This is a genomic window from Pseudochrobactrum kiredjianiae (assembly GCF_030362795.1).
GTDB lineage: Bacteria > Pseudomonadota > Alphaproteobacteria > Rhizobiales > Rhizobiaceae > Pseudochrobactrum > Pseudochrobactrum kiredjianiae.
On record NZ_JAUCBM010000002.1, the window covers coordinates 223,981 to 247,592 of the forward strand.

At 50.5% G+C, this 23,612-nt stretch carries 23 protein-coding genes; 14 read left to right on the forward strand and 9 right to left on the reverse strand.

Annotation, left to right across the window (positions count from 1 at the left end; all coding sequences use genetic code 11):
* Nucleotides 1-52: 52 nt before the first annotated feature.
* The 5 genes from QUF18_RS07065 to QUF18_RS07085 all read right to left on the reverse strand — a co-directional run bounded on the left by QUF18_RS07065 (nucleotide 53) and on the right by QUF18_RS07085 (nucleotide 5,813).
* A complete protein-coding gene (locus tag QUF18_RS07065; RefSeq protein WP_289386391.1) occupies nucleotides 53-1,135 on the reverse strand; it encodes an aldose 1-epimerase family protein in 1,083 nt (360 codons plus the stop codon).
* A 4-nt stretch (nucleotides 1,136-1,139) separates the two neighbouring features.
* On the reverse strand, nucleotides 1,140-2,147 hold the full coding sequence (locus tag QUF18_RS07070; protein ID WP_289386392.1) for an ABC transporter permease: 1,008 nt from the start codon (nucleotides 2,145-2,147) through the stop codon (nucleotides 1,140-1,142).
* Nucleotides 2,148-2,164: 17 nt separating this feature from the next.
* Nucleotides 2,165-3,142: an ABC transporter permease gene (locus tag QUF18_RS07075; protein WP_289386393.1), complete on the reverse strand. Its 978-nt coding sequence runs from the start codon at nucleotides 3,140-3,142 to the stop codon at nucleotides 2,165-2,167.
* Between the two features lie 10 nt (nucleotides 3,143-3,152).
* A complete protein-coding gene (locus QUF18_RS07080; RefSeq protein WP_289386394.1) occupies nucleotides 3,153-4,670 on the reverse strand; it encodes a sugar ABC transporter ATP-binding protein in 1,518 nt (505 codons plus the stop codon).
* A gap of 96 nt (nucleotides 4,671-4,766) precedes the next feature.
* A complete protein-coding gene (locus QUF18_RS07085) occupies nucleotides 4,767-5,813 on the reverse strand; it encodes an autoinducer 2 ABC transporter substrate-binding protein (RefSeq protein WP_289386395.1) in 1,047 nt (348 codons plus the stop codon).
* A gap of 287 nt (nucleotides 5,814-6,100) precedes the next feature.
* Here QUF18_RS07085 and QUF18_RS07090 point away from each other — a divergent pair, with 287 nt between their 5' ends.
* The 8 genes from QUF18_RS07090 to QUF18_RS07125 all read left to right on the forward strand — a co-directional run bounded on the left by QUF18_RS07090 (nucleotide 6,101) and on the right by QUF18_RS07125 (nucleotide 13,558).
* On the forward strand, nucleotides 6,101-6,829 hold the full coding sequence (locus QUF18_RS07090; protein ID WP_289386396.1) for a DeoR/GlpR family DNA-binding transcription regulator: 729 nt from the start codon (nucleotides 6,101-6,103) through the stop codon (nucleotides 6,827-6,829).
* Between the two features lie 83 nt (nucleotides 6,830-6,912).
* A complete protein-coding gene (locus QUF18_RS07095) occupies nucleotides 6,913-7,431 on the forward strand; it encodes a DUF6622 family protein (RefSeq protein ID WP_289386397.1) in 519 nt (172 codons plus the stop codon).
* Between the two features lie 108 nt (nucleotides 7,432-7,539).
* Nucleotides 7,540-8,670: an HPP family protein gene (locus QUF18_RS07100; RefSeq protein WP_289386398.1), complete on the forward strand. Its 1,131-nt coding sequence runs from the start codon at nucleotides 7,540-7,542 to the stop codon at nucleotides 8,668-8,670.
* A gap of 164 nt (nucleotides 8,671-8,834) precedes the next feature.
* Nucleotides 8,835-9,620, forward strand: coding sequence for a siderophore-interacting protein (locus QUF18_RS07105; protein WP_289386399.1), 786 nt, complete (start codon nucleotides 8,835-8,837; stop codon nucleotides 9,618-9,620).
* Nucleotides 9,621-9,667: 47 nt separating this feature from the next.
* The gene (locus tag QUF18_RS07110) at nucleotides 9,668-10,579 is read left to right on the forward strand and encodes a siderophore ABC transporter substrate-binding protein (protein ID WP_289386400.1); all 912 of its coding nucleotides are present in this window, start codon (nucleotides 9,668-9,670) and stop codon (nucleotides 10,577-10,579) included.
* Nucleotides 10,580-10,825: 246 nt separating this feature from the next.
* The gene (locus QUF18_RS07115; protein ID WP_289386401.1) at nucleotides 10,826-11,785 is read left to right on the forward strand and encodes an ABC transporter permease; all 960 of its coding nucleotides are present in this window, start codon (nucleotides 10,826-10,828) and stop codon (nucleotides 11,783-11,785) included.
* Between the two features lie 43 nt (nucleotides 11,786-11,828).
* The gene (locus QUF18_RS07120; protein ID WP_289386494.1) at nucleotides 11,829-12,803 is read left to right on the forward strand and encodes an iron chelate uptake ABC transporter family permease subunit; all 975 of its coding nucleotides are present in this window, start codon (nucleotides 11,829-11,831) and stop codon (nucleotides 12,801-12,803) included.
* On the forward strand, nucleotides 12,800-13,558 hold the full coding sequence (locus QUF18_RS07125; protein ID WP_289386402.1) for an iron ABC transporter ATP-binding protein: 759 nt from the start codon (nucleotides 12,800-12,802) through the stop codon (nucleotides 13,556-13,558). The genes QUF18_RS07120 and QUF18_RS07125 overlap by 4 nt, the downstream gene beginning before the upstream one ends.
* Before the next feature lie 44 nt (nucleotides 13,559-13,602).
* Here the strand turns inward: QUF18_RS07125 and QUF18_RS07130 are convergent, their stop codons facing one another.
* Nucleotides 13,603-14,004: a ketosteroid isomerase-related protein gene (locus QUF18_RS07130; protein ID WP_289386495.1), complete on the reverse strand. Its 402-nt coding sequence runs from the start codon at nucleotides 14,002-14,004 to the stop codon at nucleotides 13,603-13,605.
* 176 nt (nucleotides 14,005-14,180) lie between these two features.
* On the opposite strand from QUF18_RS07130, the gene QUF18_RS07135 reads away from it, so the two are divergent.
* The 6 genes from QUF18_RS07135 to QUF18_RS07160 all read left to right on the forward strand — a co-directional run bounded on the left by QUF18_RS07135 (nucleotide 14,181) and on the right by QUF18_RS07160 (nucleotide 20,249).
* Nucleotides 14,181-14,774: a GNAT family N-acetyltransferase gene (locus tag QUF18_RS07135; RefSeq protein ID WP_289386403.1), complete on the forward strand. Its 594-nt coding sequence runs from the start codon at nucleotides 14,181-14,183 to the stop codon at nucleotides 14,772-14,774.
* Entirely contained in the window at nucleotides 14,774-15,652 is an 879-nt protein-coding gene (locus QUF18_RS07140) for a carbon-nitrogen hydrolase family protein (protein ID WP_289386404.1), read from the forward strand. The genes QUF18_RS07135 and QUF18_RS07140 overlap by 1 nt, the downstream gene beginning before the upstream one ends.
* Nucleotides 15,653-15,968: 316 nt before the next feature.
* Nucleotides 15,969-17,063 (forward strand): carboxynorspermidine decarboxylase, encoded by a 1,095-nt coding sequence (locus QUF18_RS07145; RefSeq protein WP_289386496.1) that lies wholly within the window; start codon nucleotides 15,969-15,971, stop codon nucleotides 17,061-17,063.
* A 216-nt stretch (nucleotides 17,064-17,279) separates the two neighbouring features.
* Nucleotides 17,280-18,515 carry a saccharopine dehydrogenase family protein gene (locus QUF18_RS07150; RefSeq protein ID WP_289386405.1) on the forward strand — a complete coding sequence of 412 codons (1,236 nt, stop codon included), beginning with the start codon at nucleotides 17,280-17,282 and terminating at the stop codon, nucleotides 18,513-18,515.
* Between the two features lie 122 nt (nucleotides 18,516-18,637).
* Complete coding sequence (locus tag QUF18_RS07155; protein WP_289386406.1) at nucleotides 18,638-19,096, forward strand: Kazal-type serine protease inhibitor domain-containing protein; 459 nt, start codon at nucleotides 18,638-18,640, stop codon at nucleotides 19,094-19,096.
* Nucleotides 19,097-19,193: 97 nt separating this feature from the next.
* Nucleotides 19,194-20,249 carry a polysaccharide deacetylase family protein gene (locus QUF18_RS07160; RefSeq protein WP_289386407.1) on the forward strand — a complete coding sequence of 352 codons (1,056 nt, stop codon included), beginning with the start codon at nucleotides 19,194-19,196 and terminating at the stop codon, nucleotides 20,247-20,249.
* Between the two features lie 257 nt (nucleotides 20,250-20,506).
* Here the strand turns inward: QUF18_RS07160 and QUF18_RS07165 are convergent, their stop codons facing one another.
* The 3 genes from QUF18_RS07165 to ugpA are packed head-to-tail and all read right to left on the reverse strand — an operon-like array spanning nucleotide 20,507 to nucleotide 23,307.
* A complete protein-coding gene (locus QUF18_RS07165; RefSeq protein WP_289386408.1) occupies nucleotides 20,507-21,568 on the reverse strand; it encodes a sn-glycerol-3-phosphate import ATP-binding protein UgpC in 1,062 nt (353 codons plus the stop codon).
* Nucleotides 21,568-22,416 carry a sn-glycerol-3-phosphate ABC transporter permease UgpE gene (ugpE, locus tag QUF18_RS07170; protein WP_289386409.1) on the reverse strand — a complete coding sequence of 283 codons (849 nt, stop codon included), beginning with the start codon at nucleotides 22,414-22,416 and terminating at the stop codon, nucleotides 21,568-21,570. Before ugpE ends, QUF18_RS07165 begins: the two co-directional genes overlap by 1 nt.
* 9 nt (nucleotides 22,417-22,425) lie before the next feature.
* Nucleotides 22,426-23,307, reverse strand: a complete 882-nt coding sequence (gene ugpA / locus QUF18_RS07175) for a sn-glycerol-3-phosphate ABC transporter permease UgpA (protein ID WP_289386410.1) — start codon at nucleotides 23,305-23,307, stop codon at nucleotides 22,426-22,428.
* Nucleotides 23,308-23,612: the final 305 nt, after the last annotated feature.

Genomic DNA, 23,612 nt, shown 5'->3' on the forward strand with positions numbered 1-23,612 from the left:
TCTGCTTTTCTTTATCTTGCTCCGATTGGCGCAAACCGTTCGGGGAAGAGCCTTAAAGTGCGGTAATCATCTGTTCAAATTCGTCGGCTTCTGCAGGTGCCAGATAGCCGAGGCGGACAGGGAAGCTTGCACGTTCCCCCGGAGCCAGCAGGCGCACATTGCCTTTGGCCTTCTCTGCCAGATAGCCCTCCGGTTCGCAGGTCGATGGCAGCGCAAAAGCTGCAACCTGTGCATCGCCATTGACCAGAACCCAACGCACACATTTCGGGAAATCTGCTGCCGGATAGGAAATGGCAAAAGCCTCGCCCTGTTCCAGTTTCATCATCTGGTGAATGATGCCATTGTCGTCCTGCTTCAGATTGCGCAAATAGAAGACTTGCTCAGGATCATAACGATCTGGATCATCTAGCACTTCCATGGCAGCTGGATTTTTAGCCAGCTCATCAATCAGTGCCAGATAGTCAGGATTTGGTGTTACATGCGCGGGCACGGCAGTGCGCACTTTGGTATCTTCCGGCGAGAAGGAAGTTGGCTGAACAATACGTGCATCTTCATTATATGCGAAATTGACATGGCACATATACATCAGCTCCATCGGGGCATAGGAGAGGTTCTCAACGTCCATTTCGATGTCGAATAATGTGTCATCCGCATAAAGGCGCACGCTCGGCCGTGCCAGATAATGCGCGCCGAAACCCATCACATATTCATATTCGCCAGTCACTTCGACATAAGCACCTTGTTCGTCTTCACCGAAAATCAGACCGGCACTGTCCATATTGGCACAAGGCATTTCACCATGCGCCGCATGAGTATCCTGTGCAGAAGGCACACCATTGCGCAGCAGGCCGGAATGGAAAGCAAAACAGCCATAGGTCTCGGCAATCGTTTTGGCAGGGCGCGGCATAGCAAAGCTGTTGCCCATCGTCAGATCAACGCCGTCAAATTCCGCACCCCAGATCATCTGCCCCATATAGGGTAGCACGATCAGATGGCCGCGCTGATTTTCAATTATCAGTGCTTCAACGCCGGTGGCATAGCGGAATGCAGTGACGGTCAGACCGTCGGAGGATGCAATTTCATGCGGTTTGTCTGTGAAATCCTGACGGCGCAGCTGAATGGAAATATCTTGCATGGCACTACCTGTCTGAATTGCGGAAGGCATTGATTGCAATCACCAGAATGAGGAATGCCCCCCAGATGAAATCAATCAGATGATTGGAGAAACGCAGCATCTGGAAGCCGGATGACAGCAGCATTAGTGCCACAAGTGCAATGCCCACACCGAGTACGCGTCCTTTGCCGCCTGCCGGATTGGTGCCGCCGAGCACAGCAATCAGCACGGCCTGCAGCAGATAGGATGCACCGTAATCAGATTTTGCAGCATTGGTACGGCCGGACAGGATGATACCGGCCAGCGAGGCGAGCATACCTGTGAGCATGTAGGAATAGAGGATCATGCGATCCTTTTTCAGACCTGCGAAAACGGCCGCCTTGGGATTAGTGCCGATCAGCATCAGATTGAGGCCGAGCGTGGTACGGCTGAGCAGCAGCGCAACAAGGCCGGACACCCCGACAAAAATGATGAAAGGGGTGGCAACACCAAAGATTTTGCCGTTACCGATCATGTTCCATGCATCAGGAAAGCCAACAATTGCAGGGCCGCCGGTGAGCACCAGTGCCAAGCCCATAAACACCTGACCGGTGCCGAGCGTAGCAAGAATGGGCGTGATGCGCAATTTAGCGATCAATATTCCGTTGACCAACCCTGCCACCAGCCCCACCAGCAAAGCGAGTACCACACCGATCACCGTATAAAGCAGCATATTGCTGTCGGAGGATTGGGCAGCCTGCACCATGGTAGAGTGGAAGTAGACACCGGCGAGAATACCGGAAAGATTGGCAATGCCGACAACCGACAGATCAATACCGCCGGTCAGCATGGCAATCATCATGGCAATCGACAGAATGCCGAGTTCCGGCATGATGTAGCTGATGGATTCAAAATTGTAATAGCGCAGAAATTTATCTGGATTGAGCCAGCTCATCGCCGCAAAAACCAGCACGGTGATAATCACCAGCTGCAGGATATTGCGATCCATATTGGCTGGGCTGAGGAAGCGGCGCGTATCAATATTTTTTTTCATATCTTTATCCCCGCCGCTCACACCAGATTTTTCCGGTCACGCCATGCGGTAATTGCCGTGGCGATGATAATGATGAGACCAACGACAACTTTTTGCCATGTGGTGTCGACTTTCATGATAATCAGCGAGTTCTTGACCATCACCAGCATGAAAACGCCGAACAATGTACCAAGCACCGAGCCGCGTCCGCCGAAGATCGACGCGCCGCCCAGCACAACTGCCGCAATGACTTCCAGCTCAAGGCCGGTAAAGTCACGCGGATTGGCGAGCCAGATCATTGAGGAATGCAGCAGACCTGCAAATCCGGCCAATGCACCAGCCACACAATAGACAACGAAAATAGTTTTGGCCGTACTGAAACCAACGCGTTTTGCAGCTTCCGGCGAGCCGCCATAGGCATAAATTGAGCGGCCGGTCATGGTATATTTCAGCATCAGGTGGATGAGCAGCGCAATGCCCAGATAAACCAGCACCATCGCTGTGAGGCCGAAATTGGTTCCGGTTGCTGATGTCATCGAGACAATATCAGTCTTGCCGAATTCGATCAGCTCTTTCGGCATCTTGTTGATATTGACAATACTGGTGCCGACGAGACCCAGCACCAAGCCGCGCACGATGGAGCCGGTGCCGAGTGTCACGATCAGCGGGATCATGCGAAATTTATAAATGATGGCCGCATTGAAAGCGCCGAGGATCAAGCCGATTAATGTTGCCGCAATGAACGGGATGACCACACCATCATAACCGATGGCTACCATGGCTTTAACCGTCAGATACATTGCGGCAATTGCAAAGGCGGTGAAAGACACGTCAATGCCACCGGAGATCATCACCAGTAGCACGCCGAGCGCCATAATACCGATCACGACATTGGAGCGCAGCAGGCCGAACATATTATCCAGCGACCAGAAGGCCGGATTGATAAAGCCGATCGTAATCATAGCCAGCAGCAGAACGCAGGCGATGATAAATTCTGTTGTTTGATAGAATTTCATGACCGGTTCCTCAATTCAGTGTTTTCAGCCGGTCATTGACGGCATCTTCAGTCATGATGCTGCCGGACAATTCATCCACCAGCTTGCCGCGATGCATCACGACAACACGATTGCAATTCTGCACCAGTTCCGGCACATCATCGGAGATCATCAGCACAGCAAGACCGTTATCAGTCGCAAGTTTGCGGATAATCGCATGAATTTGCGCCTTGGAGCCGACATCCACACCGACCGTCGGGCCGTTGAGGATCAGCACTTTCGCGCCAGTCAGCAGCCAGCGGGCAAGCACCACACGCTGTGCATTGCCACCGGATAAATGATTGACCGGCGTATGCGGACCCGGTGCTGCAATCTGCATGGCACCGAACATTTGTTGCGTGACCTGATCGACCTTTTTTCGGTTGATGAACAAGCCGCTCACCATCTTGTCCAGCGAGGTCACAATGATATTGCGCTCAATCGACTGAGTGAGGAACAGACCTTCCGTGAGGCGGTCTTCCGGCACATAGGCAATACCGAGATCAATGGCTTCACGCACCGATTTTGGGTGGATGGTTTTACCATTGAGCTGCATTGTTCCTGTGCATTGCGGCAGCATACCAAATAGCGACAACGCAAGCTCTGTACGGCCGGAACCAATCAGGCCGGAAATGCCGACAATCTCACCGGCCTGAAGTGACAGGTTTACCCCGTCGAGCAGCACATTGCCGGTCGCACGATCTTTAGCTTTCAGATTCTCGACTTTAAGCACCGGCTGTGCGCTCTGGTCTTTTGCCTGCCACACATAGCTGTCCGGTTTCAGATCAAGGCCGGTCATCGCGCGGGTAATGGCTGGTTCGTCAAAATCGACAATCGGACCTTCGGCCACTTTTTTGCCGTTACGGAAAACGGTGAGGCGTTCGCTGATTTCAAGCATTTCGCGCATTTTGTGGCTGACAAACAGCACAGCAATGCCCTGTGCCTGAATATCGCGCACGATTTTGAACAGCGCATCCACCTCATGGCGGGTCAGCGCTGTTGTCGGCTCATCCATGATAATGAGGCGCGCATCGGCCATGACTGCGCGGGCAATGGCAACAATTTGTTTGCCGGAAGTTGGCAAAGTATCAACTGTGGCGTCAAGATTAATGCTCACACCAAGACGATCAAGCGCCTTTTGTGCCAGGTCTCGCACCTGTTTCCAGTTAACGGTTTTGCGCCCCTCAATCAGAAACGTATTGAGCGCGAGATTTTCGGCTACCGTCAGGTTTCCGAACAGAGAAAAGTCCTGATAAATCACCTGCACACCGTGATGTACAGATTTGACAGGATTGAGTTTGCCGGCAGGCTTGCCGTCGATCAGAATTTCACCGTCCTGTGGATTATAAACACCGGACATGACTTTGATGATCGTTGATTTTCCAGAACCGTTTTCACCGGCAAGGCAATGGATTTCACCGCGGCGGATGGTCAGCGACACATCGTCAAGGGCTTTGACGCCCCCGAAGCGCATGCCAATATTGCGCAGTTCTATCAGATTTTCAGTCATATTATTCCTGCCTGTGACAGAACGGATATGTTCCCGCAGAGCTGGTAAAAACAGAGGCGGCAACAAGGTTGCGACCGCCTCCGGCGCGTGACTTGATTAGAAGTCGTATTCAGCCATGTTGTCTTTGGTTACACCAACCCAGCCTGCGCCATAGAGCAGGTTTGGCTGTGCTGCATCCGGTGCGAGCAGCGCATTGTAACCGGCAAGGCCGAGGTCAAGACCAGCTTTAATCTGGTCGTTTTTCTTTTCCAGAGCGGCAACGGCCAGCATATTCATGGCATAACCGGCAACGGCAGGATCCCAGAACTGGATATACTGGATATCGTCGTTCTTGAGATATTCACCGGCAACCGATGGCAGACCTGTACCTGCGAAGAAGACTTTACCTTTCAGGCCACCTTCAGCGATCAGACGACCGGCACCGGCAGACGTCGGCATCGGCGCACCCAGAATACCGGTAATATCCGGATAGGTGGTCATCGCTTCCTTCAGCTTGGTATAGTCGGTATTGGCGTCGTCATAGGTTTCCAGACGCTCGGTAGCCTGCGCCATTTCCGGGAAATTGGCTTTCTGATATTCAATTGCGCCATCAACCCAGTCCATCTGGGACTTGGAAGTCAGACTGCCGACGGTGGCAACATATTTGCCTTTGCCGCCCATATATTCACCAAGCTGCTTCATCAGATTGGCGCCGTAAGCCTTGTTGTCAAAAGCTTCGATATCATAATCGACGTTTTTGATGTTTGAAGCTTCGTGGGAGATAACCACGATACCGCGTTCGCGTGCTTTTTTCAGAACCGGTTCAACCGCTTCCACGGAGAACGGCACGATGGTGATTGCGTCAACGCCCTGTGCGATCAGATTTTCAACAATCTGCACCTGAGCGGCCGCATCGGCCTGACTTGGACCAACCATCCATACATCATGGCCGGTTTCGTCTTTAAACTGCGCAACACCGTCACGCATACGGTCAAACCAGGCAATACCATCGACCTTAACAACGGTCGCAATGGTATATTTCTTATCATTGGCGGTGGTGATGAGGTCTTTATTGACCTTAGATGTATCGATTACACCTTCCGCGAAAGCGGAGGGCATAGCAATCGACATTGCAATTGCGACAGAAGCCAGAAGTTTTTTCACGTGATCCTCCCTGAAAAACCGTGCCTGTTAAACTCGAATGATCGGGTAAATTCCTCAGCTTTGAGCTTTGGACGTCCCCCCGAAACATGATCGCTTTTTTATTTTGTTATTATCCGATCATTATGTTTTGATCGTTTCACTAAAATGTTTAATGTGTCAAGAGTGTAAAATTCATTGTAACGGGTAATGAACATTTCCAGACAAAGCGTAAGCCGGTTTTGTGTCTGGAAATGTGTAAAGCAATAGACAGAGCATTTGTCTTCGGTGGATCAGTCAGAGGAAAATCATTGAGCAGAACCAGTCGCAGGGATGAGCGTCTTTCAGAGCTTGCCGGATTAATGGCAAATCATGGTGTTATGCGCCTGCGTGATGCTGCAGCACAGCTTGGCGTATCGGAGATCACAATCCGGCGGGATATGGCGCAGCAGAATGGCACCAACGGCGCTGTTTACGGCTTTCATTGCCTTGGCGGTTATATTATTTCTGCACAGGATGGTGCCGGCGGCAGCGATTATAGCCTTGAGCAGGAAAGTGACTGCCATGCAGTGGCCAAAGCACAAGCCTGTGCTGAGGCTGCCGTTTTGATTGAAGAATATGATACAATTTTCATCGATTGCGGTACAACAATGCCACATCTCGCCCGTTTGGTGCCCGAGAATAAATCGGTGACGGTTGTCTGCTATTCGCTCAATATTGCAGAAATTCTTTCAGCCCGTGAGGATGTGCGCCTCATCGTGCTTGGTGGTGTATTCCATCCCTCTGCGGCTTCTTTCTCCGGTGAGGAGGGGATCGAAACATTGAAGAAACTCACCATTAATAAGGCATTTATTTCAGCCGGTGGTGTGCATGATACGCATGGCGTGACCTGCTCGCATTTTCATGAAGTGCCGCTCAAACAGATGGCAATTTCACGTGCGGTCGAGTCTTATCTGGTGGTTGACAGCAGCAAACTCGGCAGAGTGCGTTCCGCAGCTTTTGCACAAATTTCGCAGTTCCGGCAGGTTTTCAGCGTTTAATATTAAAATTAGCGGGCAACAGAGCGGACTGGTCACTTTTTTAAAATCATCTATGGTTCAGAGAGTTTAAAAATAGGTGACACATGCAGCTGACAGAGATTGTGACGCATACACCTTGGTGGGTGTGGGTTTTGCTGGTATATCTTGTCTATCGTGGGATATGCCTTCTATCCATGACAAATATCTCCCCTAAACGAATGTTACTGATGCCGTCTATTTTTCTGATTTGGGGCATCTATGGCATGTTTAACAAGCTTTATATGCCTTGGTCGGCGCTTTTTATCTTTGCAATTGCATTGATTGTTGGTTTGCTACTTGGAAAAACTGTTATGGCAATGCAACCGCCTGCCATTTTCGACAGCACAACCGGTATGGTGCAGCGTCCCGGTTCTGTGGTGCCCATCATTGTTATTTTGCTGAATTTCGGCTGTCTTTATAGCCTGAATGTTTATGCCGGATATCACCCTGATAGTTTGAGAGAATTGAATTTTACGGCAATTTACAGTGTGACGTCAGGTTTAGCTGATGGTTTTTTCTGGGGAATGTCCTTAACCATTTTAATGAAAGCATTTACTGGTTCAGTCATGCGTCCCGCTGGTTGATCGCGTTTTATCGGGTGTTTTAGATTATTAATTCCCTCTCCGGCCTGTTCATCTGGTCAGGCAACTGTTAATCACGACATATCCGGAATGTGATAACGGTTTAATTCAATGACCTCGCCTGACAAAAACGGTAGCCGTCTGAGACGCACGGCAGACCGTCTTTTTGCGCCCTTGCTGGCTGGCGCAACCTTTCGTTCCCGTCTGATTGCTTCTGTCGGTATTATGCTCTGTGTTGCTTTTACCGGCGTGGTGAGTGCGTGGCTTTATGATCATACATCGCATTATGTCTTTCTGATCGCGCCGGTCGGTGCATCGGCCATTCTGTTGTTCGTCGTGCCATCCAGCCCGATGGCGCAGCCTTGGGCAATTATCGGCGGCAACACAATTTCAGCGCTGGTTGGTGTTGCAGTCTTTCACTTGGTGAAGGAACCACTGCTGGCAGCAGGGCTGGCCGTGGCTTTGTCCGTTTTGGCGATGTCGGTTGCGCGCGCTATGCATCCTCCGGGTGGTGCGATTGCACTCACGGCTGTTATTGGCGGACAGGCAATTACCGAGGCCGGTTTTCTGTTTCCTTTTGTGCCTGTAGCCTTGGATTCCGCGCTGGTCGTGCTGTTTGGCATTGTGTTTCATAAGGTTTTGCGCCGCCCTTATCCGCACACAATACCGGTGGTGAACCAGCATCAGACACAGGATACGCCAACGCAAATGCGGGGCGGACCGACTTCCGCTGATATTGATGCGGCTTTGTCCGAGATGCAGGAAAGTTTCGACATCACCCGCGATGATTTGGAAGTCCTGTTACGCCAGATCGAAATGCAGACGGTGATGCGCAATAATGCATCGGGTAAAACGGGGCCCGATTGCGCCTCTATCATGTCGCGTCATGTCGTGTCTGTGAAAGCAGATGACACGGATGATTATGCCCGATCTTTGTTGCTGAAACATAATATACGCTCGCTGCCGGTGGTGGATGAGGCGAACAAGCTGCTGGGTACCGTTGGTTTGCGCGAATTGCTGAAGGGTCAGGGTGCGGTTAGCGCGCTGATGATTGTGCCGCCGGTAGCCCAGCCGCAGGATGCAGCGATGAGCCTTTTGCCGGTGCTGACCAACGGGCGCTCTCATGCCGTTATTATAACGGATGTGGACAATCATGTGGTTGGCTTGATTTCGCAGACGGATCTGCTGGCCGCACTCGCGCGTCTGGTACAGCCAGTTATATCAGGCAAAACTATTGTATAAGATAATACAAAGTTGATTTATTTTATCCACTTACTTATAGCATAAAGGGCTATGGTGTGTTCAGAAGTGGCACGCCTGCTGTTCACAACGAAAATGTCTGAACAGCGACATGCTATTAGGCCCAGATGCTATCAGGGCCAGATGCTATCAGGGAGTGAGCATAGATGACACAGGATCAAACCCCTCAGGTTCCGACGCCGCCAATGGGACGCCCGCAACTGCGCCAGTGGGAACTGACAGTAACGGCAGTGGCTGATGCGCCGGTTAATATGCGTCGTGTGACCTTTACTGCGCCTGATATTGCAGAATTTACCTATCGTCCGGGGCAGGCCATCGTGATGATGCTGCCAACTGCTGACGGTGAATTTGGCCGTCGTGACTATACAATTCGCAGCCTTGATACAGAAAAAGGTCTGCTGGACGTCGATTTTTTCATGCATGGCGATGCTAATAATCTGACACCGGGGCCTGCTTTTGCCCGAGATGCGAAGATTGGTGACAAGATCAATGTGCGCGGCCCGCGCGGCGGTGCTTCTTTCCGGGAAGATGCAGACTGGCATCTGATCACCGGTGACGAGTGCTGCCTGCCAGCTATTTTCCATATTCTCGAAACCATGCCTGCTAAAGCGCAGATGCATGTGCTGATTGAGGTTGATAATACCGATTCCGAAATCGCTCTGAATGATATCCGTGAAGGACTGACCGCAACGCAGATTACATGGCTACATCGCGGAGACATTAAAGCTGGCCCGAGTGATTTTATGGCGCAGGCCGTTGCCGGTTATCATCTGCCGCATGGCCGTGGTCATGCCATTTTGATCGGTGAGACCAGCAATGTGCGTAAGCAGCGCCAGAATTTGCTATCGCGTGGTTTGACCCGTGAGCAGATCGCTTCAGAAGGATATTGGCGTCCGGGTCGTATCGGCGGCCATGATCACGTTGAAGACTGATAATCGAGACAATTCAAATTGAAATGTTCAGGTGAAGAGGAAATAAGATGAAACGCATGACAGGACTTTTCGCAAGCATCGCTGCCGGTGCCCTATTGTTTGCAGGTGCAGCTCTTGCCGGTGAAGTCACCATTAAACATGCCCAAGGTGAAACAAAACTGCCGGATGTTCCGCAGAAAGTGATTACCTTTGATCTTTCATCACTCGATACGCTGGATGCTCTGGGCGTTAAGGTTTCCGGTGTTCCGACCATCAAATTACAGGATTACTTAAGCAAATATGCTGCCGATGACTATATCAAGGTAGGCACATTGTTTGAGCCGGATTATGAAGCTGTGAATGCTGCCCAGCCTGATCTGATTATCGTTGGTGGTCGTTCCGCTGCTAAATATGCAGAGCTGGCCAAGATTGCCCCAACGATTGATCTGACAGCAGATGCTGCCAATTTTGTGAAAAGCTCGGAAGACAATATCCGCACGCTTGCCAATATTTTTGGCAAAGACAAAGAAGCGGAAGAGGCTCTGACTAAGGTAAATGCCAAGAAGGATGAGCTGAAAGCACTGACTGCCAAATCCGGCACCGGCCTTCTGGTTCTCACCACCGGCGGCAAGATCAGCGCCTATGGTCCGGGTTCGCGTTTTGGCGTGCTTTATGACGAATTTGGTGTGAAGCCTGCCGCAGACGATATCAAGCCGGGCGGTCATGGTCAGCCGGTTTCCTTTGAATATATTCTCGAGAAAAATCCGGATTGGCTCTATGTCATCGACCGCGATGCAGCAATTGGCCGCGAAGGCGTTGCCGCTGAAAAATTCCTCGACAATGCAGTGGTTGCCCAAACCAATGCATGGAAAAATAAGCAGGTGATCTATCTGGATGGTTCGGCATGGTATCTCAATGCCAGCGGTCTGACCTCAATGGGTAAAATCGTTGATCAGTTGATCGCCGGTCTCAAGAAGTAATCCTGCAAAGGCGAATATCCGGCTGTGACAAGCGATCTTTATGGATAAGCGGAGTAAATATGTCGTGTTTTGACTTTACCCCGCCGGTTCTTTCAGGCTAAAGCATCCAGATTGTCTGCAAAGCTTTTTAAAAGGCAGCAATGCATTGTCACTGCTGCCTTTTTATTATGCTTGTGTTGTTTCCACCGCTGATCGCTTGTGCAGCTATGTCTGTGAAGCGAAACGCTTAAAACGGTTGCCGTCCTTGTGAAGTTGATTGCTGCCACATGCCTGCTGATCGTTCTTGCGCTGATAAGCTTGTTTATCGGTGTGAGTGACGTGTCTGTACAAAGCCTGTTTGGTGATGAAACCGCACGGCGCGCGCAATTCGTTCTGGTGGAAACCCGTATTCCGCGCACCCTTGCGCTGATCCTTGCCGGTGCAGGGATGGCCGTTTCCGGCACAATCATGCAGATTTTGGCGCGTAACCGTTTTGTCGAACCTTCAACTGCAGGTACGGTGGATTCCGCTTCCCTTGGTATTCTGACAGTCATGATATTGGCGCCGGGATTGCCGGTTTTCGGCAAGATGCTGGTGGCGACAAGTTTTGCACTGGCCGGTACTGCGCTGTTTATGCTGATTTTGCGTCAAATTCCGCTGCGCTCGCCGGTGATTGTGCCACTTGTCGGGATTATGCTCGGCGGGGTAATCTCGGCGATCACCACATTCTTTGCCTATCGTTTCGACCTGTTACAGTCGATGGGCGCATGGACAACCGGTGATTTTTCGGCCGTGTTGCGTGGCCGCTATGAATTATTGTGGCTGTCTTTCGGCCTGACCATTGCGGCCTATATTGCCGCTGACCGGTTTACCGTCGCCGGTATGGGCGAGGCTTTTACGACCAATCTCGGTTTGAATTATCGCCGTGTTATGACTTTGGGTTTGACGATCGTCTCCATGGTCACGGCATGCGTGGTGACAACGGTGGGCATTGTGCCGTTTCTCGGGCTGATTGTGCCGAATGTGGTGAGCATGGTGATGGGCGACAGTATGCGCCGCTCATTGCCGTGGATTGCCTTGCTGGGTGCCGGTCTGGTACTGATCTGCGATATGATCGGACGCACAATTAATGCGCCTTATGAAATTCCGGTCGGTACAATTCTCGGTGTACTGGGCAGTGCCTTCTTCCTGTATCTCGTTTTAAGGAAGTCGGCCCGTGGTGCATGAAACTGTCTTCGCCGTCCAGGATCGCTCACAGCCGCATAATGCACTGGCTGCGGAAAATCCGGCCAATCGCCGCAGCGCTTTGAAAAGACTGGCATTGCTCGCGCTGCTTGCGCTGATTGCAATCGCAGGCTTTATGACCATTGGCGCTAAGGGCAGCTGGAGCTTTGTACTGCCGTTTCGTGGTACCAAGCTGGCCGCGATGATTTTGGTTGCTTATTCTATCGCTTTATCGACGATCCTGTTTCAGACCATCACCAATAACCGGATTTTGACGCCCTCGATCATGGGTTTTGATGCGCTCTATGCGCTGTTGCAAACGGTACTGGTTTTCACGCTTGGTGCTCATGCCGTTTCCATGGCCAATCCGAAACTGATGTTTTTGGTTGAAATTGCGCTGATGATGGGCTTTTCCGGTCTGCTCTATCGCTGGCTGTTTGCTGGTGAGGGGCGCTCGCTGCATCTCTTGATGCTGGTGGGGATTATCTTTGGCGTGTTTTTCCGTTCCGGCTCCGGTTTTTTACAGCGCATTATCGATCCCAATGATTTTGTGGTGTTACAGGACAGATTATTCGCGTCTTTCAACACGATTGATAGTCAGTTGCTGGGCTTGTCAGCCATGATTGTCGGGCTGATTTCAGTTGTAGCTTGGCGTATTGGCCACCGGTTCGATATTCTGTCGCTGGGGCGTGAAACGGCTATCGGGCTTGGTGTAAATTACAAACGCACCACGATGATTATTTTGATGATGGTTGCAGTGCTGGTTTCTGTATCCACCGCTCTGGTTGGGCCCGTCACATTTTTTGGTCTGCTGGTGGCTAATCTGGCCTATATGATTATGCCGGTGACGCGGCACCGTTATACCATTCCTGCTGCTGTACTGCTGGCTGTGATCGCTTTGGTTGGCGGGCAGCTTATTCTTGAGCGTGTGTTTGCTTTCAATACTGCCTTGGGCATTGTGATTGAATTTGTCGGCGGTCTGTTCTTTATTCTGATGCTGGTACGAGGAGTTGCCCGATGATTGAGGTCAAAGCCGTCAGTAAAACCTATGGCGAAACTCTGGTGGTCAATAATGTTTCTGTGACATTGCCATCAGGCGGCATCACATCGATTATCGGCCCCAATGGTGCCGGTAAATCCACATTGCTGTCGATGATCAGCCGTCTTATTCCGACGGATCAGGGTCAGGTACTGGTCGATAATATGGATGTGGCACGCACTGCCGGAGATGTGCTGGCAAAACGCCTGTCGATCCTGCGACAGGAAAACCATATGACTGCACGTCTGACCGTGCGTGATCTGGTGACCTTCGGTCGGTATCCGTATAGCAAAGGCAGACCAACGGCAGAAGACGCCCAATTCGTGGCGCGGTCTATTCAGTATTTGAATTTGAGTGATCTTGCCGATCGATTTCTGGATGAATTGTCGGGCGGTCAGCGCCAGCGTGCCTATGTGGCGATGGTACTGTGTCAGGATACGGATTACACGCTGTTTGACGAGCCGCTGAATAATCTCGATATGAAACATTCGGTCGAGATGATGAAGCTATTGCGTAAAGCGGCGGATGATCTGGGCAAGACCGTTGTCGTCGTGCTGCATGATATTAATTTCGCGTCCTGCTATTCCGACCATATTGTTGCAATGCAGAATGGTAAGTTGTTCTGTCAGGGCACACCGGAAGAGATTGTCTGCCCTGTGGTGCTGGAGACCATCTATGGTACGGTGTTCAAAGTGCAGGATGTCGAAGGCAAGCGGATAGCCACCTATTTCATGTAAAAGCTGCGCTGCTTCTTATCGATTCAGAAACAGCGCACTTCCTTTTACTTGCTGACCTGTGCAATCCAGTCATTGAGATTGTAGTAATTGCTGATGCGGGCAACTTTGCCGTCACGTAGCTCAAAAAACGCACCGGCAGGCAGCACATATTTCTGGCCTTTGGCTTCCGGCAAGCCTTCGTCTGTGGCCAGATATTCACCATTCACGATAAATTCCGCTGCGCCACGTGTGCCTTCCGCATTGGCCATGATTACCATTTCGGTGAGATTTTCCTTATAGGAACTGTTCATATGCGCCATGAAAGAGCGGAAATGCTCTTTGCCTTGATGGCGCTCGCCCTGATTAATGTCATGCACGACTTCATCATGCAGCAGGTTGAGAAAAGTCTCCATATCCTGCGCATTAAAAGCATCATAATAGGCGCGGATAATCTGTGTTGCAGTCATTGAGGCGGTCATGGCAATGTCTCCCGAATATTTGCTGACCCTTCTTAAGCCTTGTGCGGCAAAAGCAAAGGCGTAAATGCGCAGGGAAATGGCACTTTTGCGTAATTCTTTGCCGTAACCAGTCCTGTTCTTTTAGGCGTGATCGCTTATAGAGAAAGGGAGCTGGAGGATAGTGCATGACTGTCAGAATTGAGACCTATTCAGGCCGCGCTATCGCGCCTTATATTGACGATCTGGCACGGTTGCGCATGAAGGTATTCCGCGATTTTCCTTATCTTTATGACGGGGAAATGGATTACGAAGCCAGTTACATTGCGACTTATGCGCAATCTCCTGACAGTCTCTTTGTGCTGGCGATTGATGGCGCTGATGTCATCGGCGCATCTACCGGTATTCCGATGCGTGATGAAACACCGGCGTTCAAAGCTCCCTTTATCGGCCTTGGTTATGATCCGACTAAAATCTTTTATTTCGGGGAATCTGTATTGTTACCCACCTATCGCGGCACCGGCCTTGGCGTGCGCTTTTTTGAAGCGCGCGAAAACTATGCGCGCCAGAGCGGGGCGTTTACGACTTGTTGTTTTTGCGCGGTGGAGCGCCCTCAGGATCATCCGCTGCGACCGGCAGAATATCAGCCGCTGGACAGCTTCTGGAATAAACGCGGCTTCTTTCACCGTCCGGAATTACGCACACAGTATAGCTGGCGTGATGTGGGAGATGTTCATGAAACTGATAAGCCAATGTCATTCTGGGTGAAGGAACTGAGCTGATGCTGCACCTTGCTTCTTGCCAATATGTGATTGAGTTGATTGAAACATGGGATGCCTATGAGCAGCATTTGCGTGCGCTCTGCGCGGATGCGGTGGCTCAAGGCGCGCAGGTTCTGCTATTGCCGGAATATGCGGGGCTTGTGCTATCCGGTCAGTTAGAGCCAGAGGTTCGCAGTGATCTGCATGGTTCGATCTCTGGCATTCAGCCGCTTATTCCACGCTGGCTGGAGCTTTGTGAGGCAATTGCCCGTGAGCATAGGATTGTCTTGCAGCCCGGCAGTGCACCAGTGCTTGATGCGGATGGCAAATATCGCAATCGCGCATGGCTGTTCGGGCCGGAGGGTCTCATCGGGCATCAGGATAAAATCATTATGACCCGTTTTGAGCGCGAGCAATGGAGCATCAGCGGCGGTGTTGAGGATGTGCGTTGTTTTGAAACTGCATTTGGCCGGATCGGGATTCTGATCTGCTATGATAATGAGTTTCCGATGCTGTCACGTCGACTGAGCGATCAGGGCGCAGAACTGATTTTGGCGCCGAGCTGCACAGATACGCTGGCGGGTTATTATCGCGTGCGTATCGGCGCGCAAGCGCGGGCGCTGGAAAATCAGTTTGCTGTGTTGGTATCTCCGACGGCTGGCGAAGCTCTGTGGTCACCGGCGCTGGATGAAAACAGCGGTCGCGCAGCGCTCTATGTGCCGTCGGATTATGGAATGCCGCCAAGCGGTGTTTTTGCTGAGAGCGAAACGGATACAACAGCGGTTAGCCGCTGGATGCATTGCAGCATTGATCTGGCGCAGGTTCGTCGCTTGCGGGAGCAGGGGCAGGTGTTTACCCACCGCGACTGGACGGAGCAATTTATCGGCCGCGACGAGTAGGAGCAGTTTATTAATCGCGACTGGCCGGAACAGTTCACCACTTGACCGGTGTGATATCACAGCTGCAACGCGCTCGTATTTAAATCGTCATATTAAGCCCCTATATATAGGCAGATAGGATAAATGGCGTGATGAGAAAGCAAGTTTTGCATAGCATCTGTGTAAATTTATAAAATCAGTTTCGATTTTTAAGATTATGCAGTAAAGAAGGGTCACCGCAGTCAGGCGCCATATGCCACGCGGTTTCCTGCCCGCAGGATGACATTTTTCCCGCCACAATGCGTAACTGTAACGGACCGGACAAAACGAATTGACGATTAACACCCCGTATTACCTCATCGATAAAAGCAAACTCCTGCCTAATCTGGAAAAGATCAAATATGTGCGTGAGCAGTCCGGCGCGAAATCGCTGCTGGCACTGAAGTGTTTTGCCACATGGTCTGTGTTTGATCTGATGAGCGAATATATGGATGGCACAACGTCGTCTTCGCTTTATGAAGTTCGTCTGGGCAAAGAAAAGTTTCCGGGTGAAACCCATGCTTACAGCGTGGCCTATGCGGATGATGAAATTGAAGATGTGCTGAAAAACAGCGACAAAATCATCTTTAACTCCATTGGTCAGCTGACCCGCTTTGATGAAGCATCGAAAAACCATATCCGTGGTCTGCGTGTAAACCCGCAGGTTTCCACATCGGACTTTACACTGGCCGATCCTGCGCGCCCGTTCAGCCGTCTTGGTGAATGGGATGCCGCAAAGATCGAAGCCGTGATGGATAAAGTCTCCGGCTTCATGTTCCACAACAATTGTGAGAACGACAAATTTGAGCGTTTCGATGAGATGCTCGGTATTATTGAAGAGCGCTTTGGTCATTTGATTGCGCGCGTGAAATGGGTCAGCCTTGGCGGCGGTATCCACTTTACCGGTGACAATTATCCGCTGGATAAGTTCTGCGCGCGTCTTAAAGCTTTCTCTGAGAAATATGGCGTACAGCTTTATCTGGAGCCGGGTGAAGCCGCGATCACCAAATCCGCGACGCTGGAAGTGACCGTGCTTGATACGCTGTTCAACGGCAAAAATCTGGCAATCGTCGATAGCTCGATTGAAGCTCATATGCTTGATCTGCTGATCTATCGTCAGACTGCGAAGCTGGAGCCGAATACTGGCGACAATGAAATTATGATCTGCGGCAAATCCTGCCTTGCCGGTGATATTTTCGGTGAATTCCGTTTTGAAAAACCATTGCAGATTGGTGATCGCCTCTCCATTCAGGATGTGGCCGGTTACACAATGGTCAAGAAAAACTGGTTCAACGGCGTTAAAATGCCATCCATCGTTGTCCGTCAGCTCGACGGAACAGAAGAGCTTGTCAAAGAGTTTACCTTTGACGATTTTGCTGCCGCTCTTTCCTGAGGCAGATATAAGCAGTTTCAGGAAAAGTGGAAACCGGTTTTCCGTCCGAAACTGCGTTTAAAAAAATAGATCGTTTTGTTAAAAACGATCTAACTGCAACCGATGTGCTTTGTGCGGAGCAATCTGGACAGGGCGTCTCATTGATTAGTGCATAATCCTCATTTGAAAAGTCCTGAGATTATGCCGAAAAGGCTACTATGGAGCGTACCGCGTGAAATGAAAAAAAATGTCCTGATTATTGGTGCCGGAGGCGTGGCGCAGGTTGTGGCGCATAAATGTGCGCAGAACAACGATGTTCTGGGTGATATTCACATTGCTTCGCGAACGAAATCTAAGTGCGATGATATGATCGCCAGCGTTCGTGAAAAGAAAAGTATGAAGGTTGAGGGCGTTTTAGAAGCCCATGCACTGGATGCTTTGGATATTGAAGCCACGAAGGCACTGATTTCCAAGACAAATTCACAGATCGTGATTAATGTCGGATCGCCTTTCATCAATATGTCTGTATTGCAGGCCTGTATTGATACCGGTGTGGCTTACATGGATACCGCTATCCATGAAGAACCGAACAAGATTTGTGAAACCCCGCCGTGGTACGCAAACTATGAATGGAAGCGCCGTGAAATCTGCGCTGAAAAAGGCATTACCGCTATTCTCGGCATCGGTTTTGATCCGGGTGTTGTGAACGCCTATGCCCGTCTGGTACAGGACGAGTATTTCGACAAGATTACCGATATTGATATCATTGATATTAATGCCGGTTCTCATGGCCGTTGGTTCTCCACCAACTTCGATCCGGAAATTAATTTCCGCGAGTTCACCGGTCGCGTTTATTCGTGGCAGAAGGGTGAATGGCAGGTCAACAAGATGTTTGAAGTCGGCATGGAATATGATCTTCCTGTTGTCGGCAAACAAAAAGCCTATATGACCGGCCATGATGAAGTGCATTCACTGGCGCGCAACATCGAGGGTGCAGATGTGCGCTTCTGGATGGGCTTTGGCGATCATTACATCAACGTTTTCAATGTGCTGAATAATCTCGGCCTGTTGTCTGAACAGCCGGTTAAAACCGCTGAAGGTCTGGAAGTTATTCCGCTGAAAGTGGTCAAAGCTGTGTTGCCTGATCCGTCATCGCTGGCACCGGATTATACCGGTAAAACCTGTATCGGTGATTTGGTTAAGGGTAGCAAAGACGGAAAAGACCGTGAAATCTTCATTTATAATGTGGCAGACCACAAGGATGCCTATAATGAAGTGGGTTCACAGGGCATTTCCTATACTGCCGGTGTTCCGCCGGTGGCAGCCGCAATGCTGGTTGCCACAGGTGAGTGGGATTCCAAGACAATGGTCAATGTTGAAGAGCTTGACCCGCGTCCGTTCCTCACAACAATGAGCAAGCTCGGCCTGACCACATGGATCCGTGACGAGCAGGGCGAACGTCAGATTTTCTGATAAGTGCTGCTTTCGGTTTAGATCAAGCTCAGGGGCTCATGTCCCTGAGCTTTTTTATTGTGCGAGAACACAGATAGTTTACTATCGCACGATATCTGTCCGATATCTGAGAAAGCGTGGTCATGAAATTTTCCGGTCTTGCACAATTGAAGCGCCTGAGCGCACCATTTGCGGCGTTGATGGTACTTTCCGCCTGTAGTGTAACGGTTGATGAGGGCAGGCCGCATCGCCCGCCCGTGCGACCGGACAGACCCCAAATGTGTACGATGGAATATATGCCTGTTTGTGGTGTGCGGAACGGAAACAGCCGGACTTTTGGCAATAGTTGTCAGGCACGTGCTGAAGGCTACCGTATCGTAAACAGCGGTGAGTGCCGTGCTTCGCAGCCGCGGCCGCCGCAGTGGGGGCATCGTCCGGAGCGGCCATCGGGCAATTGGGGGCAAAACCGCCCACAAACAGCCTGTACCCGTGAATATGCTCCGGTATGTGCGACCAGCCGTGGTCGCAGCCAGACATTCCCGAATGCCTGTGTTGCGCGCAATGCCGGCTTCAACAACATGCGAAACGGCGCTTGCCGTTAACACTGTCCTTACCGCTTTCGGACTATAGAGAATTTTGGGCTGCGGCAGGCTTTCACTGTCGCAGCGTAAAAATTTCGAACCTGTGGCGGATGAACAGATGAATGGCCTCTATGAAGGTAAACGCCTGCTGAAATATTCAGTCATCCGCGCCGGGTTGGAAGCGATTGCACTGTTACGCCTCGACAAGCTTTTGCCTTCTGCTGCGCATAATGGATTGATATTTACACTGCATCATGTGCGCCCTGCTGGGAGCCAGCAGAAATTTGCACCCAATGCTATTCTCTCAATCACACCGGAATTTCTGGAAGAGGCGATTAAACAGGTGCTGCAAGCAGGGATGATCCCTGTCCATGTACATGAGCTGCCGGAATTACTGCGCAATAATCCCGGAAATAAACGCTATGTTTGTTTTACGCTGGATGACGGTTATCGCAATAATGCTGATTATGCGGCGCCTATTTTCCGTCGCTATCATATTCCCTACACGATTTATATTACGTCCGGTTTTGCCGAGCGCAGCCATATTCTGTGGTGGGAAGTTGTCGAGCAGCTTTTGCGCCAGCAAGAGCGCCTGAATTTTGACTTTGGTGCGGGGGAGGAGGTTCTGCCCTTAAAAACCAACTTACAGAAGATGGCGGCTTTTGCGCGTTTCGCGCAGTTTGTTGATACGCAGCAGGAAGATGAAGCGGTCCATCGCATTGCAGAACTGGCGTTGAGCCATGGACTTGATCCGTTGCGGCTGACCCGCGATCTGATCATGAATGTTGCAGAGTTGCGGGCACTCCAAGAGCGCGATAAAGGGCTTGTGCATTTTGGCGCCCATACAGTGAGCCATATTAATCTTAGCCGTTTTGATAAACAGCGTATCAAACAAGAAATAGAATTATCGGCTGCGTGGCTGAAAACTAATCTTGCATGTGCGCCATTGTCTTTTGCCTATCCTTACGGATGGAAGACCGCGGTGAGTAAAAACACGTTTTCTCAAGCAGGTGATTCTGGTTTTTCAATCGCCGTTACTACCCAGCCCGGAATGTTGAAGCCGGCTGTTTTGAGCAATCCACAATCATTTCCGCGTGTATCTTTAAACGGATATTTCCAAAAAAAGCGCTATATCAGAGCGCTAATCTCCGGTATCCCCTTTATAAATATATGATAATTTAGGAATAGCCACATTATGAATATTTGTGATGCAGGCGATCAAAATTATAAATTTATCTAAATAAAATTTTGCAGCTAAGTTTATCTCACAAGAGCAAGAAAATTTAGTTTGGCTCTTCAGTATCCATACGGGTAGCCATGAAAGTTCATACGGGGGCATGATTATCATGGCGTTGCCGATTGTCTGTATAGCGCAGACAATCGGCGACGATAATCCTGAAATATCTTTCAGGATTATCTTTCACACATACATTATGCTGTCTTCTCAATCCGTTTGCCGTCTTTGTCGAAGCAATGGATGGCAGATTGACTTGCACTGATCTTCAAAACTTCGCCACTCGCAATCTGGCTGCGACCAGCAACGCTGAAGATGATTGCAGTATCATCGGCAAGACGCGCATGGACATAGCTTTCCGCACCAACCAGCTCAACAGCATCAACAGTCACATCAGTTGTGAAGCCACCGGCCTGTTCACCAAGGGTGAAACCCTCAGGACGCACGCCGATTGTCGTGGTCTCAGCTGGAATGATCGCGCTGAGCTGCTGCATCCATGAGGCAGACTTGCCTGATGCATCTTTGAGAGGCAGCAGGTTCATCGACGGCGAGCCGATAAATGTCGCAACAAAGGTTGTCGCAGGCTTTTCATAAAGCTCAATTGGTGTGCCGACTTGTTCAATATGACCGGCATTCAGCACAACCAGACGATCTGCCAGTGTCATGGCTTCCATCTGGTCATGGGTCACATAAACACTGGTCACACCAAGGGAGCGCTGCAAACGCTTGATTTCCACACGCATATGCACGCGCAGTTTGGCATCCAGATTGGAAAGAGGTTCGTCGAACAGGAAGGCTGCCGGTTCACGCACAATAGCGCGACCCATGGCAACACGCTGGCGCTGACCACCGGAAAGCTGACGTGGTTTACGTTCCAGAAATTGTTCGATCTCCAGCGCTTTCGCAGCTTTGGTGATGCGCTGTTCAATCTCGGCTTTCGGCGTATTGCGGTTCTTCAGACCATAGGCCAGATTCTGGCGCACAGTCATATGCGGATACAGCGCATAATTCTGGAACACCATTGCAATGTCGCGTTCTGCCGGTTCCAGCTCGTTGACCACACGGTCAGCGATCGAGACGGTGCCGGAGGTAATGCTTTCGAGACCGGCAATCATGCGCAGCAAAGTGGATTTACCACAGCCGGAAGGACCAACCAGCACAACCAGTTCGCCATCAGCGATTTCCAGCGAGATGCCTTTAATGGTCTCGACATTGCCGCCATAGACTTTTTTTACATTATCAAGAGAAATACGAGCCATTATTTTTCCGTTTCAACAAGACCTTTGACGAACCATCGCTGCATCAGAACCACGACGATGATCGGAGGGATGATCGCAAGGATCGTTGTCACCATCACAAAATGCCATGGTGTTGCGGCATCGGCGAAATCCACCATTTTACGCAAAGCGATGATAATCGTGTTCATCTTTGCATCATTGGTGACCAGCAGAGGCCAGAGATATTGTGTCCATCCGAAAATGAACAGGATGACGAAAAGTGCTGCAATATTGGTTTTGGACAATGGCAGCAGAATGTCTTTCATAAAGCGCCACGGCCCTGCATTATCAATGCGCGCGGCCTCCACAAGTTCACCCGGGATCGTCAGGAAGAACTGGCGGAACAGGAAAGTCGCCGTTGCCGAAGCCATCAAAGGCAGGGTCAGACCAGCATAGGTATCAATCATGCCAAGATCGACGATCACCTTATAGGTCGGCAGAATACGCACTTCCACCGGCAGCATCAGAGTGATGAAAATCATCCAGAAAAACACCATGCGGAAGCGGAAGTTGAAGAACACAATCGCAAAAGCAGAGGTGAAAGAAATGATGATCTTGCCGATGGCAATTGCCAGCGCCACGACTGTGGAGTTGAACAATAAGCGTTCAAGGCTCACACCAACAGTACGTTCCACACCGCCGCTCAAAGCATCGCGGTAGTTTTCAATAAAGTGATCACCTGGCAGCAAAGAGATAGGAGGGCGGAGAATTTCCGCCGACGTCATGGTTGAAGCAATAAATGTATAATAAATCGGAAAGGCAACAATGATGATGCCGATAATCAGCGCCAGATGGCTGATTGCGATAGTAACGGGATTACGTTCAATCATTGTCTGACCTCAGGAATAATGCACGCGCTTTTCAACAAAGCGGAACTGGAACGCCGTAAGGGCAATAACGATCACCATCAGGATCACGGACTGTGCTGCTGATGAGCCGAGGTTAAGATTGACGAAGCCGTCATTATACACTTTGTAGACCAGTGTTTCCGTCGACTTGGCAGGGCCGCCGCCGGTAACAGCATGGATAATGCCGAAAGTGTCGAAGAACGCATAAACCGTGTTCACCACCAGCAAGAAGAATGTGGTTGGTGCGAGCAGCGGGAAAGTGATCGACCAGAACCGTTTCACACCACGCGCGCCGTCAATCGCGGCTGCTTCCAGCAGGGATTTTGGAATGGCTTGCAGTCCGGCAACAAAGAACAGAAAATTATAGCTGATCTGCTTCCATGATGCGGCAAAGACCACCAGTGCCATCGCCTGATCGCCCTTCAACAGCGGGTCCCAGTCAAAACCGGCATTACGCAGCAGGTAAGCAAGCGTTCCCATCGCGGGCGAGAACATGAACAGCCACAAAATACCGGCAATCGCCGGTGCCACGGCATAAGGCCAGATCAGCAAGGTGCGGTAGAGATTTTTACTGCGCACGACTTTCTCTGCGGCAGTCGCCAGAAACAGCGCAACAGCCATCGACAGCACGGCGGTGGCAATACTGAAGAAAATCGTAATCTGGAATGAATGCAAATAATTCGGATCAGCAAACAAAGCGGAGAAATTCTTCAAGCCGACAAATGTGCTGCGCAGACCAAATGGATCTTCGCGCATCATCGACTGATAAATCGCCTGACTGGCTGGCCAGAAAAAGAAAACAAAAGTCAGTACGAGCTGCGGTGCAACTAATAAATAGGGTAGCACCTTGTTGGGAAAAACAACACGCTGCACAAAGATCTCCTTCAAATCGCAGTGCCCACACCGAAAAGGCGCATAAAAGGCACAGCAAGCTTTTGAAATGCTGCACAGTTCCTGTTGCAATGGACAGGCAGAGACTGTGCTGGTCAGTCAGAGTGCTTTCAGTTGAAGTTCAACGGCGAAAGCCCTCAGTCTCTTGGATTATCCGCATTATATTGCGAAAATGACGGAGCCGTTTTCGCGATGTATTCTGACATATAAGCCAATCCTCAAAAAGCATCCTGAAGATGGGTTTATATGCAGCATGAAGAAAGCCGCGCATCCCGTATGGGACACGC

Bases quoted from the DNA above. Each gene is read 5' to 3' on its own strand.
- ugpE (WP_289386409.1), bottom strand. From the start codon at position 22,416: ATGATTGAACGTAATCCCGTTACTATCGCAATCAGCCATCTGGCGCTG.
- QUF18_RS07070 (WP_289386392.1), bottom strand. From the start codon at position 2,147: ATGAAAAAAAATATTGATACGCGCCGCTTCCTCAGCCCAGCCAATATG.
- QUF18_RS07100 (WP_289386398.1), top strand. From the start codon at position 7,540: ATGACCTCGCCTGACAAAAACGGTAGCCGTCTGAGACGCACGGCAGAC.
- QUF18_RS07140 (WP_289386404.1), top strand. From the start codon at position 14,774: ATGCTGCACCTTGCTTCTTGCCAATATGTGATTGAGTTGATTGAAACA.
- QUF18_RS07130 (WP_289386495.1), bottom strand. From the start codon at position 14,004: ATGACTGCAACACAGATTATCCGCGCCTATTATGATGCTTTTAATGCG.
- QUF18_RS07155 (WP_289386406.1), top strand. From the start codon at position 18,638: ATGAAATTTTCCGGTCTTGCACAATTGAAGCGCCTGAGCGCACCATTT.
- QUF18_RS07095 (WP_289386397.1), top strand. From the start codon at position 6,913: ATGCAGCTGACAGAGATTGTGACGCATACACCTTGGTGGGTGTGGGTT.
- QUF18_RS07165 (WP_289386408.1), bottom strand. From the start codon at position 21,568: ATGGCTCGTATTTCTCTTGATAATGTAAAAAAAGTCTATGGCGGCAAT.
- QUF18_RS07160 (WP_289386407.1), top strand. From the start codon at position 19,194: ATGAATGGCCTCTATGAAGGTAAACGCCTGCTGAAATATTCAGTCATC.
- QUF18_RS07075 (WP_289386393.1), bottom strand. From the start codon at position 3,142: ATGAAATTCTATCAAACAACAGAATTTATCATCGCCTGCGTTCTGCTG.
- QUF18_RS07065 (WP_289386391.1), bottom strand. From the start codon at position 1,135: ATGCAAGATATTTCCATTCAGCTGCGCCGTCAGGATTTCACAGACAAA.
- QUF18_RS07135 (WP_289386403.1), top strand. From the start codon at position 14,181: ATGACTGTCAGAATTGAGACCTATTCAGGCCGCGCTATCGCGCCTTAT.
- QUF18_RS07150 (WP_289386405.1), top strand. From the start codon at position 17,280: ATGAAAAAAAATGTCCTGATTATTGGTGCCGGAGGCGTGGCGCAGGTT.
- QUF18_RS07080 (WP_289386394.1), bottom strand. From the start codon at position 4,670: ATGACTGAAAATCTGATAGAACTGCGCAATATTGGCATGCGCTTCGGG.
- QUF18_RS07105 (WP_289386399.1), top strand. From the start codon at position 8,835: ATGACACAGGATCAAACCCCTCAGGTTCCGACGCCGCCAATGGGACGC.
- QUF18_RS07125 (WP_289386402.1), top strand. From the start codon at position 12,800: ATGATTGAGGTCAAAGCCGTCAGTAAAACCTATGGCGAAACTCTGGTG.
- QUF18_RS07110 (WP_289386400.1), top strand. From the start codon at position 9,668: ATGAAACGCATGACAGGACTTTTCGCAAGCATCGCTGCCGGTGCCCTA.